The sequence below is a fragment of the Coprococcus eutactus genome (assembly GCF_001404675.1).
GTDB lineage: Bacteria > Bacillota > Clostridia > Lachnospirales > Lachnospiraceae > Coprococcus > Coprococcus aceti.
The window spans coordinates 36,446-54,909 of the sequence record NZ_CYXU01000009.1; the positions used below are offsets into that span (position 1 = coordinate 36,446).

Genomic DNA, 18,464 nt, shown 5'->3' on the forward strand with positions numbered 1-18,464 from the left:
AGAAAAGAGGAAATGAAAAATGAGAGTAGCAATTATCATGGGATCAACAAGTGATCTGCCAAAGGTTGAGCCGGCAGTATCAATTCTTAAGAATTACGGTGTGGAGGTCGATGTGAGATGCCTTTCAGCACACAGAGCACACGCAGGACTTTCAGAATTCATCGAGGAAGCTAACAATAACGGAACAGAGGTCATAATCGCAGCTGCAGGAATGGCGGCAGCACTCCCTGGAGTTGTGGCATCACAGACAGTTCTCCCTGTTATTGGAGTACCTCTCTCAGGCGCAACTCTTGATGGAATGGATGCACTTCTTTCTATCGTTCAGATGCCTTCAGGAATCCCTGTTGCAACAGTTGCGATAAACGGAAGCAAGAATGCTGCATATCTTGCCCTTCAGATAATCGGTGTCAACAACGAGGCAGTCAGATTAAAGCTTCAGGATGAGCGTAGAGACATGGAAAAGGCTGCCATGAAAGCTAACGAAGAAGTAATAGAAAAGTTTAAGTACTAACTTTACAATTAAAAAGTGGAATGTTAGTATGTTGGATGGATGGTATTCGAAAGAAGCTGTACCTGAATCATGCTTCCACAGGAAGCGCATACACGGATACTGACAACAGATTTAAGCAGGTGATTGTATGAGGATTGGATTTATTGGAGCTGGAAAAGTCGGATTCACATTTGGCAGGTATATCGCAGAGAAGAGAGAGCTTGTCAGAGAGAAAACGGATGGAGCATTGTGCCTGGAGGTTGGTGGATATTTTAGCGCCAGCAGACAGAGTGCGGAGCTTGCAGCAGAGTTTACCGAGACCTGTGTGTACGACAGCCTGGAGCAGCTGTGTGAGTATAGTGAAATTATTTTTCTCACCGTTCCTGACGGACAGATAGGAGAGGTGTGGAAGAGTATAAAGGATCTTGACATTCGTGGCAGGATCATTTGTCACGCCAGTGGGGCGATGACATCAGATATTTTCTCAGGTATAACAGAGGCGGGAGCCTTTGGTTATTCGATTCATCCTATGTATGCAATAAGTTCAAAGTACGAATCCTATAAAGAACTGGACAATTCATTTTTTACAGTTGAGGGAGATGACAGACATGTCGATAAGGTATGTTCTGTCATAAGAGCCCTCGGCAATAGCTGTGTGCGCATTGATGGTACCGACAAGGTGAAGTATCACGGCGCTGCGGTGTTTGCAAGCAATCTGGTAACAGGGCTGCTGGCGGTTTCACAGGAGCTTCTGACACAGTGCGGCTTCTCGGCGGAGGAGGCACAGAGGGCTATAGTGCCTTTGTTCCTCGGCAATGCGAAAGCTGCGGCTGACAGGGGAACGGTTGACAGCCTGACAGGGCCTGTTGAGAGATGCGATACAGAAACTGTGAGAAAGCATCTGAATGCATTGAGCGGAGATGAACGGAGCGCATATGCTGCGGTGTCCAGATGCCTTGTGCCGGTGGCAGAGAGAAAGCACCCGGACAGAGATTATAGCGGTTTGATACATCTACTGAACGGAATAGGAGAATTTAATTATGAAGAACACGACGGCAACACTCAGGCAGATGAAGGGAACGGACAAGAAGATATCCATGATCACAGCGTATGATTACACCATGGCGAAGATCGTGGATGAGTCAGGAGTCAACACTATTCTTGTTGGAGATTCCCTGGGCAACACTATCCTCGGATATGAGGACACGATCTCTGTAACTGTTGATGATATGATACATCACAGTGCAGCGGTGGCAAGGGGCGCAAAGAATGCTCTTGTTATCACAGATATGCCATTTATGTCCTATCAGACAAGCGTGTATGACGCGGTTGTCAATGCCGGAAGGATCATGAAGGAAGGACGTGCCGGAGCGGTGAAGCTTGAGGGCGGTCAGGACATGTGTCCGCAGATAAGCGCCATAGTCAAGGCGAGCATACCTGTATGTGCACATCTTGGACTCACACCACAGTCCATCAACGCATTTGGCGGATTCAAGGTGCAGGGCAAGACAGAGGCTGCAGCCAAGAAGCTCATAGAGGATGCAAAGGCTGTTGAGGAGGCAGGCGCATTCATGCTCGTAATGGAGTGCGTACCGGAGAAGCTTGCGAAGATAGTCACAGAGACAGTAAGCATCCCTACCATAGGAATAGGCGCAGGCCGTTACTGCGATGGACAGGTGCTTGTAAATCAGGATATGTTTGGCATGTATTCAGACTTTGTTCCAAAGTTCGTAAAGCAGTTTGCAAATGTGGGCGATGTTATGAGAGGTGCGGTTAAGGCTTATATCGATGAGATAAATGCCGGAACATTCCCGGGCCCTGAGCACACATACAAGATAGACGATGAAGTAATAGAGAAGTTATACTAAAGGAGAAAACGATCATGGTAATTTTAAAGAAGATAGATGAGGTAAGAGCGCAGGTTAAAGAGTGGAAGAAGCAGGGACTTACAGTTGGTCTTGTTCCTACAATGGGTTATCTTCACGAGGGACATCAGAGTCTTATCAAGAAGTCAGTGGAGCAGAACGACAGAACAGTTGTAAGCGTATTTGTAAATCCTATACAGTTTGGACCAAACGAGGATCTTGAGAGCTATCCAAGAGATCTTGAGGCTGATGCAAAGCTCTGTGAGAGCACAGGTGCAGACATCATATTCAATCCGGAGCCTGAGGAGATGTACGCAGACGGCTTCGTGTCATTCATCAACATGACAGGACTTCCAAATGCACTCTGCGGACTTACACGTCCAATACATTTCAAGGGTGTATGTACAGTTGTAGGAAAGCTCTTCAATATAGTTACACCTGACAGAGCATACTTTGGACAGAAGGATGCCCAGCAGCTTGCCATCATCATGAGAATGGTCAAGGATCTGAACTTTGATATAGAGATAGTCGGCTGTCCGATCATAAGAGAGGAGGACGGACTGGCAAAGAGCTCAAGAAACATCTACCTCACACCAGAGGAGAGAAAGGCTGCAGTAGTTCTCAGCAAGGCCGTAAAGCTTGGTCAGGACATGATAGCTGACGGAGAGAGAGACGCAGCGAAGATCGTTGGTGAGATGAAGAAGCTCATCTCTGCTGAACCGCTTGCAACTATCGACTATGTAGAGATGGTCAACATGGATACCATGCAGTCCATAGAGAAGGCAGAAGGACATGTACTCTGTGCAATGGCAGTCAAGTTCGGCAAGGCGAGACTGATTGACAACTTTATAGCTGAGTTATAGAATACAGCCTTTGAAGAAAGGATAAAATACACAGTATGTTAAAAGGAAAGACAGTAGTTCTCGGAGTCACAGGAAGCATTGCGGCATATAAGATAGCCAATCTGGCAAGTATGCTGGTGAAAAAGCATGCGGATGTGCATGTCATCATGACGGAGAACGCAACAAACTTTATCAATCCGATCACATTTGAGACGCTCACAGGCAACAAATGCCTGGTCGATACATTTGACAGGAATTTCCAGTTCAACGTGGAGCACGTAGCACTGGCAAAGAGGGCGGATGTGTTCATGGTGGCACCTGCGTCGGCCAATATAATCGGCAAGATAGCGGGGGGAATAGCAGACGATATGCTCAGCACAACGATCATGCCGGCAAAATGTCCTAAGATCATAGCACCGGCCATGAATACCGGAATGATAGAGAATCCTATAGTACAGGACAATATAAAGAAGCTTGAGTCATATGGATATGAGATAGTGGAATCCGCAACTGGATACCTTGCATGTGGAGACACAGGCAAGGGCAAGCTCCCTGATGCGGAGGTTCTTCAGGATTATATCCTTAAGGCCATAGCGAAAGAAAAGGATATGGCCGGGGTGAGACTTCTGGTTACGGCAGGCCCTACCCGTGAGGCCATAGACCCGGTCAGATATATAACGAATCACTCCACAGGCAAGATGGGATATGCCATTGCCAGACAGGCCATGCTCAGAGGGGCGGACGTCACCCTGGTCACAGGCAAGGTGGAGATAGAACCGCCGAGATTTGTCAATGTGGTTGACATAACATCGGCTCAGGATATGTACGAGGCTGTCATGGACAGAAGTACAGAGCAGGACGTGATCATCAAGGCTGCTGCGGTGGCTGATTACAGGCCTGCAGAGGTGGCAGAACACAAGATCAAGAAGGCTGATGGAGACATGAGCATCAAGCTTTCGAGAACGAAGGATATTCTGCTTGCACTTGGAAATCAGAGAATTGAAAAGGGGATACAGAATCAGATCATCTGCGGATTCTCCATGGAGACGAGGGATCTCATAGAGAATTCAAGGAAGAAGATAGATTCAAAGCATATAGATCTTATTGCGGCAAATAATTTAAAGGTCGCAGGGGCGGGATTTGGTGTTGACACCAATGTTCTCACTCTCATTACAAGGGACAGTATCAGTGAACTTCCGATGATGTCAAAGGAAGAGTGTGCAGACATGCTTCTTGACAGAATAATGGAGATGCGTAAAGTTGCAGACCTGTCCTGACAGGAGTAATATTTTGAAGCAGATAGATAGAAAAAAACTCAGGGCTGTGTGCTCTGTGTTGTTTGTGCTTTATATAATCTGTATCGTTTACTTTCTTATTTTCAGCGATATGTTTGGCAGAGGGGGATATGATGAACGCAGATACAATCTTCACCCTCTGCAGGAAATACAGCGATTTATCACATACGGTGATCAGATGTCGCCAATGAGTGTATTTCTGAATCTCTATGGCAATATAATCGCATTTATACCGTTTGGTATGCTGCTCAGATGGGCGAGAAATAAGAACACGACATTTGTACAGGCTCTGCTGTACTCTCTGGGATTTACACTTGCCATAGAGACGGTGCAGTACATAACCAAACTGGGTGTGTTCGACATCGATGACATCATCATGAATACGCTTGGTGGAGTCATAGGATATTGTATATATTACGTTACAGCAAAACTTATCAGGAGATATCATGCAAAGAAGTAAGGAATTCAAAGTTTCGACACCGGGTCTGCCGACGGACACCATAATTGGATACTTTCTGGGCGGATTTGGCGGAGTGTTTGTGGTCATATCCATCATAAAATCCATACTTACCCAGGGAAAGGTACAGAGGGTGTACGGAGTCCTCATGGTCAGCGCGATGCTGATGGCATTTACAGGCCTGGTATTCTCGGCCATAGGCTACAGGGCGGACAACGGAGGTATAACAAACAAGAAGATGGCGATCATACTTAATGTTATAGTTCTTGGAGCGTCTGTTATATTTTTATTGATGGGATTATAGAAAGGGCATGCGATGAATTATTATAAGAATCTTACAGAAGAATATGATGATATAGAAGAGCGCTATGAGCTTATCATGGAACGTGTGAGACAGATAATCCATGAATCACTGGTAAAGGAGCCGTACAGAGATTATTTCAGTCATGTTGCCGGATTTATAGCTAGAATAGGAGATGTTCTGGAACTGGTAAAAAATGACGCACTGCCAGACAGGAGCCTTGATCAGCTTCAGGCGATGAACCATGGGCTGTACAATGATATACTGGGAGACAACTACAATAGAAGCTATGCAAATTACAGATATATCATGGGTGAGTTTTCAAAGGATTACACCCGTGACAAAGAGGAGATAAAGCGCATCGCCCAGCTTCTGGGATTTGTGTACAACGAGATAAGAGGAATGACAGTGTACGCGTTTGAGGGCAGAGTGGTTGACATAACTTTGTTTGCGGAGCTGTTTGTCCAGATATATTTCATGTTTCAGGATGATTTTTCCGTGAAGGATCTGGAATCCGCTGTGTATTATTTTGAGAACGATTATGCCGAGTTTTGGATCACGTACAGGATAAGAGAGCAGCTTGACCCTGATCTCACATTTGCGACGGATATCATTATGAACAGCGATTTGGGCGATGTCACGTATCTGTACAGATATGGAGAGTATGTTGGAAAAAATGAGATCGACACGGCGATTTTCATGAGTACCCTGCCGGATTCAGAGATAGAGGCCATGGCAAAAACATTCACCGAGGGATACAGACTGGGATTCGAGGCTGCCGGAATAGATCTCTCGAAGAAGAAAACTGTAAATATCCGATATTTCCTTGGACAGGAGAGGATGATAAGAGCCGCGATACTGCAGTTTGAGCAGATGGGTCTGAGGCCGATATGCTACCGATATGCGGCAAACAGGATCAACAGGAGACTTATACACAGGATAGGTTATTCGTCAAGCGTTCCTAACAGACAGCTCGAGTACGATCACAGGATGGATGAGGCACTCTTCATGGACAAGAAGCTCATGGAGAGAAAGCTGGAGGTGCTCAGACAGGCATACAAGAATATGGCCTATGAGGCTTCAGTATATGCGGGCCCTGCGGTGGTCGAGGTGTTCGGCGAGAACCCATTTGAGCCGGAGAACAGTGAACTGAATCCTGTGCTCGACAAGAAACAGCAGGAGGCTGCGATCTCATACCGCACAATGAGTTCACAGATCGTAAATGAATATATAGCCCAGGATCAGTGCAGCTTCACTATAATAGCATACCCTGTGCCGGAGATCGGAGATAGATACAGAGATATATTCAGGGATACTGTCAGGATCAACACACTGGACAATGATCTGTTCAGGGCAATCCATCAGAGTATGATAGATGAGCTTGATAAGGCTGAACACGTGAGGGTTGTCGGTCAGGGAGCAAATGTGACTGATATGACCGTTATGATGCACGAGATGACAGATCCATCGAAGGAGACCAACTTTGAGAACTGCGTAGCCGATGTGAATATACCTGTTGGAGAGGTGTTCACTTCACCGAAGCTCACCGGAACCCACGGAATATTAAACGTAAGTGAAGTATTCCTGGACGGCCTGAAATATGTGAATCTCAAGCTTACATTTGAGGATGGAAAAATAGCGGACTATACATGTGACAACTATCCGGATACGGAGAAGAACAAGGCGTATATAAAGGAGAATCTTCTGGGCGGAAGGGATACACTTCCTATAGGAGAGTTTGCAATAGGAACAAATACGACAGCATACGTCATGGCAAACAAATATGACATAGTGTATAAACTGCCTATCCTCATAGTTGAGAAGATGGGGCCGCATTTTGCTGTGGGAGATACATGCTATAGCTGGAGTGAGGAAAATGTGCTCCACAATCCTGATGGCAAGGAGATCGTGGCAAAGGACAATGAGTGTTCTATTCTGAGAAAAACAGATGTGTCAAAGGCGTATTTCAACTGCCATACAGACATAACAATACCTTACGATGAGATAGGAGGAATATATTCCGTTCATCCGGATGGAACTGAAGTTCCGATCATCGAGAAGGGCAGATTTGTCCTGCCGGGAACAGAGAAGCTCAATGAAGCGCTGGATCAGGCAAAGTAGACCTATAGGACAAAAAGAGACAGATATCTACTTCAGTCGAAATAAATATCTGTCTCTCTTTATGTATATATCTTTGTTCTGATACTGAAGATTACTTCAGTATGGACATTCTCTTGTATCTCTTGTTTGAGTAAAGTGCCGTGTCTGCCTGTGAGAGTAGATCCTCGATGGTCTGTTCTCCATCGCAGACAAATTCAGTAACACCAACGCTCATCTCTATGAAGTATGGCTTGCCACAGGTTGCGTTCAGCTCGGCTGAGAAATCCTTGATCTTGCGCTGCACTTCGGTGACGTAATCGGAGTCGTCTATAAATGCAAAGCATACGAACTCATCGCCGCCTATTCTACCGATGACATCATGTGGACCAAAACTCTGGGACAGGATGTTCGCGATGTTCTTGAGGGCGAAGTCACCGTCCTTGTGTCCAAATTTGTCATTTACAACTTTCAGTGAATCCATATCAGCGAAGAGAAGTATGGCCTTCATTCCACAGTTTGACGGAATGTTGATATAGTATTCAACCCGCTCCATAAATCCACGTCTGTTATATATACCCGTCAGCTCATCTGATGTCGACAGGTGGTTCAGAAGCTCGTTCTTCTCGTGGATCTCGTTCAGAGACATCCTGAGCTGTTCCTGCGTGATGTTCTGCTCACGGAGCAGCGACATATATTTCAGTGCTGCACCGAGCTGCAGGCTGGTGGAATATATGGAACTGAAGTGAGCCACATCTGTGTTGCATATGAACACTCCGTGTTGATCCTCGTTTGTAAATATAGGAACTATGACGGATGTAAAACGCTTGTCATAGTATGTATATTCGTTGTCAAAAATCTCTATAGAAGGAACCCTTCTAGACTCTCCGAAAAGCACCTGACAATTGTTCGGGTTGAAGAAAGCCTGAAGGAAGACTGACTTTGGAACGATCCAGCTTCCCGTGTCTGTGATGCGCACAGGATCGTCGTAGGTGTAGATGTAAGCTCCTTCGTAATTCAGCCCCTGAAGCTTGTGGAGGATGGATGTGTATGTCTTGCCAAGATCCTCGCCGTATGTCAGGGTGTCACGGGTTATGTATATTGATGACCAGCCCATCATCTTGTTCTCGTATATCGTGTTGTAAAGCTGATTCGAGATGAAGAGTGATATGGTGTTGGTTATGGTCGTGTTAAGTCTGTTGAACTGGAGACTCTTGGCGGCAGACAATTTACAGCTTGAGAAGATGGAAGCCAGTTCACGGAACATGTATGCTGTTTTCTGGACAGAATAAAAATCGGTCAGGTCAGATTCGAGAATACATTTGAGTTCATCGATGATCTTGTTCTGTGGGTACTCCGTATCTATGTCGCTCTTGATCACGGATACTATATCAATGAGTATCCTGTTGTAGGCGGACATGACCTTGGATGCGTAGAATGAATCTGCAATCTCACCGAAGAGACGGCCATCAAGAATATCGATGATGTCTGGTATATCCAGATCCAGCAAATGTCTGCCATCCTTCATCAGGTCACTCTCTGTGCACAGGTGACAGCAGCAGGACACTCTGTTTATAAGTCGGGAATCCAAAGCCTCGGATTTCATGTTGCCGGTCTGGGCAAGTCTCACCGCCGCATACACTGCACGGAAACCGAGCTCACAGGAATTGATATTGACTGTTGTGAGTGGTGGATCCATGTTGACTGAAGATGGTGAATCGTCAAAACCGATGACCGACATGGTTTCTCCTATGCGTATTCCTCTGGCCTTGAGCTCTGCGTAACCGCCTATTGCCATGTGATCATTTGCAAATACGATGGCATCGGCATCCGGGTTGACATCCAGAAGCTGTGCAGTCTCCTCCTGACAGTATTCTGCGAAGTCGCCGTGTATTATCATGCGGTCCTCAACGCTGAGTCCGTTCTCAGAGAGAACCTCTCTGTATATCTTGAGTCTGAGATTGCTGTCGGTGTTGTCATCCTTGCCGGCAACAAAGCATATATGCTTTCTCTTGTGTTCTTTTATGAGATGTTCTATGGCATCCCTCATTCCTCTTGAATTGTCTGTTCTGATGCATGGATATCCCGGAAGCTTCTCCTCCAGTGTGAGGATAGGTATTCCATCAAAATGGGAAAGGAAAGAATTCATGTCCTTCTCCGATAACAGAGATGATATAGCTCCGACGGAGATGATAAGTGCGTCCAGACACTCAGGATGTGCATAGTAGAAAATCGAATTATACTGGTAATCATACAGTTGATTGGCAGGATCATAAAAGGAGGCATTCAGAAACATGCCCGGAAATACGATGAGATTGCAGTCAAGTTCCTTTGCTGCGTATTCAGCTCCTTTGCAAACCTCTGTTGCGTAATCGTTATCAATATGACATGTAAAAATACCGATGTTCAATCTGTTGTTGGTCATGCGGGTGCTCCTTTAGTAACTGCTTTTGCTGTAGTATAATCGACTGTTATATATTGCGGATAGATATAATCACAATATATTGTGATTATATCACACGTTCACCACATTATCAATTTGTAATCATCTCAATCTTTACAAAGTATTCGATATAATCTATAATTTATTGGAATATTTGAAAAGGTGCCGGTGCGCCTTGTACAAAACAGATAACAGGAGGATAAGAAATTGGATTACAAGAATGCCGGAGTAGATATTGAAGCTGGATACAAGTCTGTGGAGCTTATGAAGAAGCATATCAAGACAACCATGAGACCCGAGGTACTTGGCGGAATTGGTGGATTCGCAGGAGCTTTCAGTCTCGCTAAGATCAAGGATATGGAAGAGCCTATACTTCTGTCAGGAACAGATGGATGCGGAACAAAGGTTCAGCTCGCTTATATTATGGATAAGCATGACACCATCGGAATCGACGCAGTGGCAATGTGTGTGAATGATATCGCATGCTCTGGTGGAGAGCCACTTTTCTTCCTTGACTATATAGCATGTGGCAAGAACTATCCTGAGAAGATTGCAACTATAGTAAGCGGCGTTGCAGAGGGATGCAACCAGTCAGGAGCTGCCCTCGTAGGTGGTGAGACAGCAGAACATCCGGGACTTATGCCTGAGGATGAGTACGACCTTGCAGGATTTGCAGTAGGTGTTGTTGAGAAGAAGGATCTTATTACAGGAGAGAGCATTAAGCCTGGAGATACACTTATAGGTATCGCTTCAAGTGGAGTGCACAGCAACGGTTTCTCACTTGTAAGAAAGGTTTTCGAGATGACAAAGGAATCTCTTGATACATATTACGACGAGCTTGGCAAGACACTCGGTGAGGCACTTATTGAGCCTACAAGAATCTATGTAAAGGCTCTCAAGTCAGTGAAGGATGCAGGCATTACGATCAAGGGATGCAGTCACATCACAGGTGGTGGATTCTATGAGAATATCCCAAGAATGCTTCCAGACGGAGTTCGTGCTCAGGTTAAGAAGGATTCATATGAGGTACCGGCTATATTCAAGCTTCTCGCAAAGAAAGGCGATATAGATGAGCATATGATGTACAACACATACAACATGGGAGTTGGTATGTGTCTTGCTATAGACCCTGCAGACGCAGATAAGACTATTGCAGCTATAGAAGCTGCCGGCGACAAGGCATTTGTTCTCGGTACAGTTGTAGCTGGTGAAAAGGGAGTAGACTTATGCTAAAGGTTGCAGTTCTGGTATCAGGCGGCGGAACCAATCTTCAGGCCATCATAGATGCCATAGATAATAAAGTCATAACAGATACGGAGATAGTTGCGGTCATAAGCAACAATAAGAATGCATTTGCTCTTGAGAGGGCGAAGAAGGTGGGAATAGCAGCGGAGGTCGTAAGCCCTAAGGATTACGCGGACAGAGCTCGATTCAACGAAGCACTTCTCGCAAAGCTTCAGGAGACCGGAGCGGATCTTATAGTTCTCGCAGGATATCTTGTGGTCATACCTGAGATAGTGATAGATGCATATCCGAATAAGATAGTCAACATACACCCATCACTCATACCGGCATTCTGCGGAACAGGCTACTATGGACTTAAAGTTCATGAGGCAGCCCTTGCAAGAGGTGTCAAGGTAGTGGGAGCTACGGTCCATTTTGTAGATAAAGGCACTGACACAGGTCCGATCATCATGCAGAAGGCAGTTGAAGTACAGAATGGTGATACACCGAAAGCTCTGCAGCAGCGTGTGATGGAACAGGCTGAGTGGAAGCTTCTGCCTGCGGTTATAGACAAGATCGCCCATGGCAAAGTACATGTTGAAGATGGAATTGCAGTTGTAGAAGATTAGGAGGAATATCCATGAAAGTATTGGTAGTAGGAAGCGGCGGAAGAGAGCATGCTATAGTTACAAGTATTTCAAAGAGTGATAAAGTATCCAAGATATATTGTGCACCTGGCAACGCAGGTATCGCAGCACTTGCAGAGTGCGTTGATATAGGTGTGATGGATTTTGACAAGCTGGTTGCATTTGCAAAGGATAAGGCAGTCGATCTGGTTGTTGTTGCGCCGGATGATCCGCTTGTTGCAGGTGCGGTCGATGCATTTGAGGCAGCCGGTATCAGAGCATTCGGACCTCGTGCAAATGCAGCGATCATAGAGGGCTCAAAGGCGTTCTCCAAGGATCTCATGAAGAAGTATGGCATACCTACAGCGGCTTATGAGAACTTTACAGATGCCGATTCAGCGCTCAAGTACCTTGAGACAGCCACATTCCCTATAGTTTTAAAGGCTGACGGACTTGCACTCGGAAAGGGTGTTCTCATATGTAATGACCTTGAGGAGGCAAAGGCAGGCGTCAAGGAGATCATGCTTGACAAGCACTTTGGTTCAGCCGGAAATACCATGGTAATAGAGGAGTTCATGACAGGACGTGAGGTATCAGTCCTTTGCTTCTGTGATGGAACAACGATCAAGCCTATGACTTCAGCACAGGATCACAAGAGAGCAAAGGATGGAGATCAGGGACTCAACACAGGCGGAATGGGAACATTCTCCCCAAGTCCATTCTATACAAAAGAGATAGACGAGTATTGCATGGAGAACATCTACAAGCCAACCATGGCTGCCATGAAAGCTGAGGGCAGAGAGTTCAAGGGAGTTCTGTTCTGCGGACTCATGATGACTCCAAATGGTGTTAAGGTTCTCGAGTACAATGCAAGATTTGGTGACCCTGAGGCTCAGGTAGTTCTTCCACGTATGAAGAATGATATTATTGATGTCATGGAGGCATGTATCGACGGAACACTTGACAAGGTCGATCTTCAGTTTGAGGACAATGCGGCAGTGTGCGTAGTTCTTGCATCAGACGGATACCCTGTATCATATGAGAAGGGCTATCCTATACATGGACTTGAGAAGTTTGACGGTAAGGATGACTACTTTGTATTCCATGCCGGCACAAAGTTTGACGGTGATCAGATCGTGACAAATGGCGGCCGTGTACTCGGTGTTACAGCAAAGGGCAAGGATCTTTTCGAGGCTCGTGCGAATGCATATGCTGCGACAGAGTGGATCACATTTGACAACAAGTACATGAGACATGATATAGGTAAGGCTATAGACGAGCAGTAATCTATAGATATATATTTACGGAAGAGGTTTTGAGAGAATTTGTCTCAAAACCTCTTTTGTATTCCTGTAATATATATGTTATAATGAAGCACGCTGATGCGTGCGTAGGTCATCGCGCTTACGCACGACGACATATGCTATAATGAAGCGCATAAAATCCTAGATTATTTAGATTTGAGGTGGACTGAATGAAATTACCGTACAGCAAAGAATCTGACATAGTTATAAAAGAGGCAAACAGGGTGGCGAGGAAGCTTGGACAGAATTTTGTCGGAAGCGAGCATTTTATCGTTGCACTGGCATCTGTAGCAGATACAACAGCGTACAGTATTCTGAACGAGAATGGTCTGGATATAGTTAAGATCATAGATGCGTTGAAGTATACATTGGAACCCGGTGGAGTAGTCACAGGGGAGAGAGACAAATATACGATGAGCGCAAGAAGGATTCTCGATGACTCACAGTATGAGGCGAGAAGACTCAATTCCCAGGAGGTGGGAACAGAGCATATCCTTCTGGCACTTATAAAGGAGACAGACTGTGTAGCTGTAAAGCTTATGGCATCAGAGAATGTAAATATCCAGAAGGTGTACACAGACATACTTCTGGCCTGTGGAAGCGATGCGAATACGGCAAAGAGAGAATATGCAGCACTGAAAAAGTCGAGAAATAAGAGCAAGACATCCACACCTACACTGGATCAGTATTCCAGAGATCTGACACAGGAAGCACGGATGGGCAATATGGATCCGGTCATCGGACGTACAAAAGAGATAGAGAGAGTCATGCAGATACTCAGCAGACGAATGAAGAACAATCCATGTATGGTCGGAGAGCCGGGTGTTGGAAAGACTGCTGTTGTGGAGGGCATAGCATATCTCATAGCCCACGATGAAGTGCCGGATACTGTAAAGGGTAAAAGGCTCCTTTCGCTTGACCTTTCAAGCATGGTTGCCGGATCCAAGTACAGAGGAGAGTTTGAGGACAGGATAAAGAAGGTCATCGGAGAGGTCATATCGGATGGCAATATCATATTGTTTGTGGATGAACTTCACACACTCATAGGGGCAGGCGGTGCCGAGGGTGCAATAGATGCGTCCAATATACTGAAGCCGTCCCTGTCACGCGGCGAGATCCAGATGATAGGTGCTACGACTCTGAACGAATATCGGAAGTATATAGAGAAGGATGCGGCCCTTGAGAGAAGATTCCAGCCGGTGTACGTGGATGAGCCTACAAGGGATGAGGCAGTGGAGATACTCAAGGGACTCAGACCATGCTATGAGCAGCATCACAATGTCGATATAAGCGATGATGCGGTTGAAGCTGCGGTGGATCTGTCCATCAGATATATAACAGACAGATTCCTGCCGGACAAAGCCATAGATCTTATGGATGAGGCATGCTCCAGAAAGAGGCTCGGATTCTCATCGGACAGACATAATTATGAGAAGAAAAAGGCTGTGGAGGCTGAGCTTACAACGCTCAACGACGATCTGGAGAAGGCACTCATGGCTGGCAATATAGAGGCGGCGGCAGAGGTGAGCGCGAGACAGAAGGAGCTTGCAAAGAAGAATGCAAGAAAGCAGTCTTCCAGCCAGAGAAATATCACAGTTCAGGAGAACGATATTGCGGATGTTGTGTCCGTGTGGACCAAGATCCCTGTTAGCAAGCTCACGGAGAAGGAGTCAAAGAAGCTTGAACGCCTTGAGAGTGAACTTCACAAGAGGGTAGTTGGCCAGGAGGAGGCTGTTACAGCCGTATCACGTGCTATCAAGAGAAGCAGAGTCGGACTTAAGGATCCGAAGAGACCGATGGGATCATTTCTGTTCCTCGGACCTACAGGTGTCGGTAAGACAGAGCTTTCCAAGGCTCTTGCAGATATAGTATTTGGAAGTGAGGATGCCCTGATAAGAGTTGACATGTCGGAGTACATGGAGAAGCACAGCGTGTCCAAGATGATAGGTTCACCTCCGGGTTATGTAGGCTTTGAGGAGGGCGGACAGCTCAGTGAGAAGGTCAGGACCAATCCGTATTCTGTTGTGCTGTTTGACGAGATAGAGAAGGCTCACAGCGATGTGTTCAACATTCTCCTTCAGGTACTTGATGACGGACACATAACGGATTCCCAGGGAAGAAAGGTGGATTTCAAGAACACCATCATAATCATGACCTCCAATACAGGGGCACAGGGTATAGTTGACCCTAAGCAGCTTGGATTTGTCACGGTAAGCGATGAGACAAAGGAACATGAGAAGATGAAGAGCAATGTAATGGATGAGCTCAAGAGAACCTTCAAGCCGGAGTTCCTGAACAGAATAGACGACATAATCGTGTTCCATGCCCTGAGCGAGGCAAATGTAAAGGATATAACCGGACTTATGTTAAAGGAACTTAAGAACCGTGTCCAGACACAGATGGATATTGAGCTTAAGTTCACCGACCATGCAAAGAAATATATCTTTGGAAAAGGCTATGACAAGAAGTATGGAGCAAGACCACTCAAAAGGGCTATCCAGACATATGTGGAGGATGTGCTTGCGGAGGCGATGCTCAGAGGTGATGTCAAAAAAGGTGATACAGTCACAGTGTCAACGAAGAAAAAGAAGGAAACCGACGGAAAAACCACTGAGAAAATATCACTTACAGCGAAACAAAAGACAGAGGAATGATGTCGGATTAGATATTTGTGATGTGAGCATGATATACAGTAGTGCCAAGTGCGGAAAATTAAGCAGTAGAAATTAATATGAAATATTGGTGAAAATGCATAATTTTGTAGAAAAAAAGAATGCATTACTGTATAATGAAAATCACTAACGGATAGTATACAGAGATTATTGATATATATCAGGATATTATTGCGATAGAGTTCAGATCATACAAAAACAACAGGAGGATAAGATCAATGTCAGTAGTAAATGAATTGATAAATGCACAGGGGGAGTCATTGGAATTCGGTAATTATGAGCTTGGAGCAAAGACCAAGAAGGACGGTTTTGAGTTCCAGGGAGATATCTACAAGATAAAGACTTTCAACGAGATCACAAAGCTTGAGAAGAACGGAATGTTCGTATATGAGTCAGTACCGGGAACAGCAGTACATGGTTTCAAGGCTGATGAGAACGATGTTACATTTGTAGTTGAGGGACCAGAGAATGCGTCCATCACACTTGAGCTTGAGCCTGAGACAGAGTACAAGGTTCACGTAGACGATGTATATGTTGGCAAGAACAAGACCAACCTCGGTGGCAAGATGAGCATAAGCGTAGATCTTGAAGAGGGCAGACCAGTCAAGGTTGATGTTAAGAGAGCATTTGACTAATATAGCATACACAGGAGATATTTATGGCAAAAGGAAAACAGGTGTTTTTTTGCCAGGAATGTGGATTCGAATCGACAAAATGGATGGGGCAGTGTCCCGGCTGTAAAGCGTGGAATTCATTTTGCGAGGAGAAAGTGACAGTAGGCGCCAAGAGCCAGTCCGGTAGAAGGGCTGTCGTGGCGCCTACAAGCATTTTGGAGGTGGAGACCACCGACGAGACGCGTTTTACCACAGGAATAGGCGAATTAAACAGAGTATTAGGCGGCGGGATAGTGAGCGGATCCCTTGTGCTGGTGGGAGGAGATCCGGGTATAGGTAAATCCACCATATTGCTGCAGATGTGCAGGAATATGTCAGAGATGGGACAGAAGATACTTTATGTGTCAGGTGAGGAGTCCCTTTCACAGATAAAGATGAGGGCAGAGCGTATCGGAAATTTTACAAAGGATATGCTGCTTCTCTGTGTCAACAATCTCGAGGATGTGGAGGAGTATGTCAAGAAGGACACTCCAAAGGTCATTGTTATAGATTCCATACAGACCATAGTTACGGATGACGTGGAGTCTGCACCGGGAAGTGTATCCCAGGTAAAGGAAGTTACAGCCAGACTCATGAGGATGGCGAAGCAGACAGGGATCGCCATATTCATAGTAGGACATGTTACCAAAGAGGGAACCGTGGCAGGCCCAAGAACCCTTGAACATATGGTAGATACAGTTCTCTATTTCGAGGGCGAGCGTAATGCCGGATTTAGAGTCCTTCGTGCAGTAAAGAACAGATTTGGCTCGACAAATGAGATCGGTGTATTTGAGATGAAGGGAACCGGACTTGCAGAGGTGAAGAATCCGTCACAGCTTATGCTGGATGGAAGACCTGATGACACATCCGGGTCTGTAGTAGTATGTACAATGGAAGGAACAAGACCGATATTGCTTGAGATCCAGGCTCTGGTGTGCCAGTCAAGCTTCAATCTGCCAAGAAGAACAAGTGTGGGACTCGACTACAACAGGGTAAATCTCTTGCTTGCTGTTCTTGAGAAGAGAGGCGGCATAGTTATGGCGGGCTGTGATGCATATGTGAATATAGCCGGAGGTATGCGCCTTGATGATCCGTCGGCAGATCTGGGAATAGTATTTGCTCTTGTATCAAGCTTCAAGAACCGTGCCATACCTTCTGATATGGTCATGTTTGGAGAGATGGGACTTTCAGGCGAAGTGCGTGGAGTGTCAGGTGCTGAGCAGAGAGTACGCGAGGCCGCAAAGATGGGATTTAAGACCTGTATCATACCGAGATCCAATCTGGACAATGTGAAGAAGATGAAAGACCTTGGAGACATGAAGGTGGTAGGTGTCGCAAATATACAGCAGGCACTGGAGTATATATAGAAGAAAATATTCAATCATATAAAGCACGATAATAGCGGTGAGCATGGCCACAGTATCATTTGGTATTGTGGCCAAAATTATTTCGTGTAAAATTCAATAAAAGTGCTTGACTTTGCCAAATGATGGTGGTATCTTATAAAAGCTGTCGCGTGAGACGGTGTCAGAAACATCTATAAAGCATCAGGTTTTGAGATTTATTCGTTATATAATCACCCGGTTATGATACGAAATCAGTTCATAAGAGCTGACGAAATGACTTGAAAAAAGATGAAAAAAGTTGTTGACATTGAGAGATGAATGTGATAGTATTTAGAAGTTGTCGCTGAGAGGCGAAAACATAAAGAACCTTGAAAAATTAACAACATGACAACCCTGAAATTCCAAAAAAGAATTTCAAGAACGTCGGATCAGAGATGATATCAAAGATCCAACAAACCAATAACAGTAAAGATGGTTAGGAAAAATACAAGCTAGTATGATTTCTGACATAGGATTTACAAACTTTTTAATGAGAGTTTGATCCTGGCTCAGGATGAACGCTGGCGGCGTGCTTAACACATGCAAGTCGAACGATTGAAGCTGGAGCTTGCTCCGGCCGATTTAGTGGCGGACGGGTGAGTAACGCGTGGGTAACCTGCCTCATACAGGGGGATAGCAGTTGGAAACGACTGGTAAAACCGCATAAGCGCACGGTGTCGCATGACACAGTGTGAAAACACTCCGGTGGTATGAGATGGACTCGCGTCTGATTAGCTAGTTGGTGAGGTAACGGCCCACCAAGGCGACGATCAGTAGCCGGCCTGAGAGGGTGAACGGCCACATTGGGAC

General features: G+C 45.5%; 15 protein-coding genes and 1 rRNA gene. 15 read left to right on the top strand and 1 reads right to left on the bottom strand.

Going from position 1 to position 18,464, the window contains the following annotated elements; genetic code table 11:
• The first annotated feature begins 19 nt into the window (after nucleotides 1-19).
• The 8 genes from purE to ARA78_RS12820 all read left to right on the top strand — a co-directional run bounded on the left by purE (nucleotide 20) and on the right by ARA78_RS12820 (nucleotide 7,371).
• Nucleotides 20-511, top strand: coding sequence for a 5-(carboxyamino)imidazole ribonucleotide mutase (purE, locus tag ARA78_RS12785; protein WP_015535082.1), 492 nt, complete (start codon nucleotides 20-22; stop codon nucleotides 509-511).
• A 127-nt stretch (nucleotides 512-638) separates the two neighbouring features.
• Entirely contained in the window at nucleotides 639-1,604 is a 966-nt protein-coding gene (locus ARA78_RS12790; RefSeq protein WP_055280659.1) for a Rossmann-like and DUF2520 domain-containing protein, read from the top strand.
• Nucleotides 1,531-2,358 carry a 3-methyl-2-oxobutanoate hydroxymethyltransferase gene (gene panB, locus ARA78_RS12795; RefSeq protein WP_015535079.1) on the top strand — a complete coding sequence of 276 codons (828 nt, stop codon included), beginning with the start codon at nucleotides 1,531-1,533 and terminating at the stop codon, nucleotides 2,356-2,358. Before ARA78_RS12790 ends, panB begins: the two co-directional genes overlap by 74 nt.
• Nucleotides 2,359-2,372: 14 nt before the next feature.
• Nucleotides 2,373-3,218, top strand: a complete 846-nt coding sequence (gene panC / locus ARA78_RS12800) for a pantoate--beta-alanine ligase (protein ID WP_055280660.1) — start codon at nucleotides 2,373-2,375, stop codon at nucleotides 3,216-3,218.
• Between the two features lie 35 nt (nucleotides 3,219-3,253).
• Complete coding sequence (gene coaBC / locus ARA78_RS12805) at nucleotides 3,254-4,474, top strand: bifunctional phosphopantothenoylcysteine decarboxylase/phosphopantothenate--cysteine ligase CoaBC (RefSeq protein ID WP_055280661.1); 1,221 nt, start codon at nucleotides 3,254-3,256, stop codon at nucleotides 4,472-4,474.
• 13 nt (nucleotides 4,475-4,487) lie between these two features.
• Nucleotides 4,488-4,952, top strand: coding sequence for a VanZ family protein (locus ARA78_RS12810; RefSeq protein WP_022216887.1), 465 nt, complete (start codon nucleotides 4,488-4,490; stop codon nucleotides 4,950-4,952).
• Nucleotides 4,939-5,253: a hypothetical protein gene (locus tag ARA78_RS12815; RefSeq protein ID WP_015535076.1), complete on the top strand. Its 315-nt coding sequence runs from the start codon at nucleotides 4,939-4,941 to the stop codon at nucleotides 5,251-5,253. The genes ARA78_RS12810 and ARA78_RS12815 overlap by 14 nt, the downstream gene beginning before the upstream one ends.
• A gap of 12 nt (nucleotides 5,254-5,265) precedes the next feature.
• Nucleotides 5,266-7,371 carry an aminopeptidase gene (locus tag ARA78_RS12820; protein ID WP_055273409.1) on the top strand — a complete coding sequence of 702 codons (2,106 nt, stop codon included), beginning with the start codon at nucleotides 5,266-5,268 and terminating at the stop codon, nucleotides 7,369-7,371.
• A 91-nt stretch (nucleotides 7,372-7,462) separates the two neighbouring features.
• On the opposite strand, the gene ARA78_RS12825 is transcribed toward ARA78_RS12820, so the two are convergent.
• The gene (locus ARA78_RS12825; RefSeq protein ID WP_055273411.1) at nucleotides 7,463-9,772 is read right to left on the bottom strand and encodes a diguanylate cyclase; all 2,310 of its coding nucleotides are present in this window, start codon (nucleotides 9,770-9,772) and stop codon (nucleotides 7,463-7,465) included.
• 225 nt (nucleotides 9,773-9,997) lie between these two features.
• On the opposite strand from ARA78_RS12825, the gene purM reads away from it, so the two are divergent.
• The 7 genes from purM to ARA78_RS12860 form a co-directional block, all read left to right on the top strand.
• Nucleotides 9,998-11,023 (top strand): phosphoribosylformylglycinamidine cyclo-ligase, encoded by a 1,026-nt coding sequence (purM, locus tag ARA78_RS12830; protein WP_022216884.1) that lies wholly within the window; start codon nucleotides 9,998-10,000, stop codon nucleotides 11,021-11,023.
• Nucleotides 11,017-11,643, top strand: a complete 627-nt coding sequence (purN, locus tag ARA78_RS12835; protein ID WP_055280662.1) for a phosphoribosylglycinamide formyltransferase — start codon at nucleotides 11,017-11,019, stop codon at nucleotides 11,641-11,643. The genes purM and purN overlap by 7 nt, the downstream gene beginning before the upstream one ends.
• Nucleotides 11,644-11,654: 11 nt before the next feature.
• Nucleotides 11,655-12,926, top strand: coding sequence for a phosphoribosylamine--glycine ligase (gene purD, locus ARA78_RS12840; RefSeq protein ID WP_022216882.1), 1,272 nt, complete (start codon nucleotides 11,655-11,657; stop codon nucleotides 12,924-12,926).
• Between the two features lie 188 nt (nucleotides 12,927-13,114).
• Entirely contained in the window at nucleotides 13,115-15,598 is a 2,484-nt protein-coding gene (locus ARA78_RS12845) for an ATP-dependent Clp protease ATP-binding subunit (protein WP_055273417.1), read from the top strand.
• A gap of 236 nt (nucleotides 15,599-15,834) precedes the next feature.
• Complete coding sequence (locus tag ARA78_RS12850) at nucleotides 15,835-16,251, top strand: hypothetical protein (RefSeq protein ID WP_022216880.1); 417 nt, start codon at nucleotides 15,835-15,837, stop codon at nucleotides 16,249-16,251.
• 23 nt (nucleotides 16,252-16,274) lie between these two features.
• Nucleotides 16,275-17,636 carry a DNA repair protein RadA gene (gene radA / locus ARA78_RS12855; protein ID WP_022216879.1) on the top strand — a complete coding sequence of 454 codons (1,362 nt, stop codon included), beginning with the start codon at nucleotides 16,275-16,277 and terminating at the stop codon, nucleotides 17,634-17,636.
• Nucleotides 17,637-18,140: 504 nt separating this feature from the next.
• Nucleotides 18,141-18,464, top strand: a 16S ribosomal RNA gene (locus tag ARA78_RS12860); the annotation flags it as partial.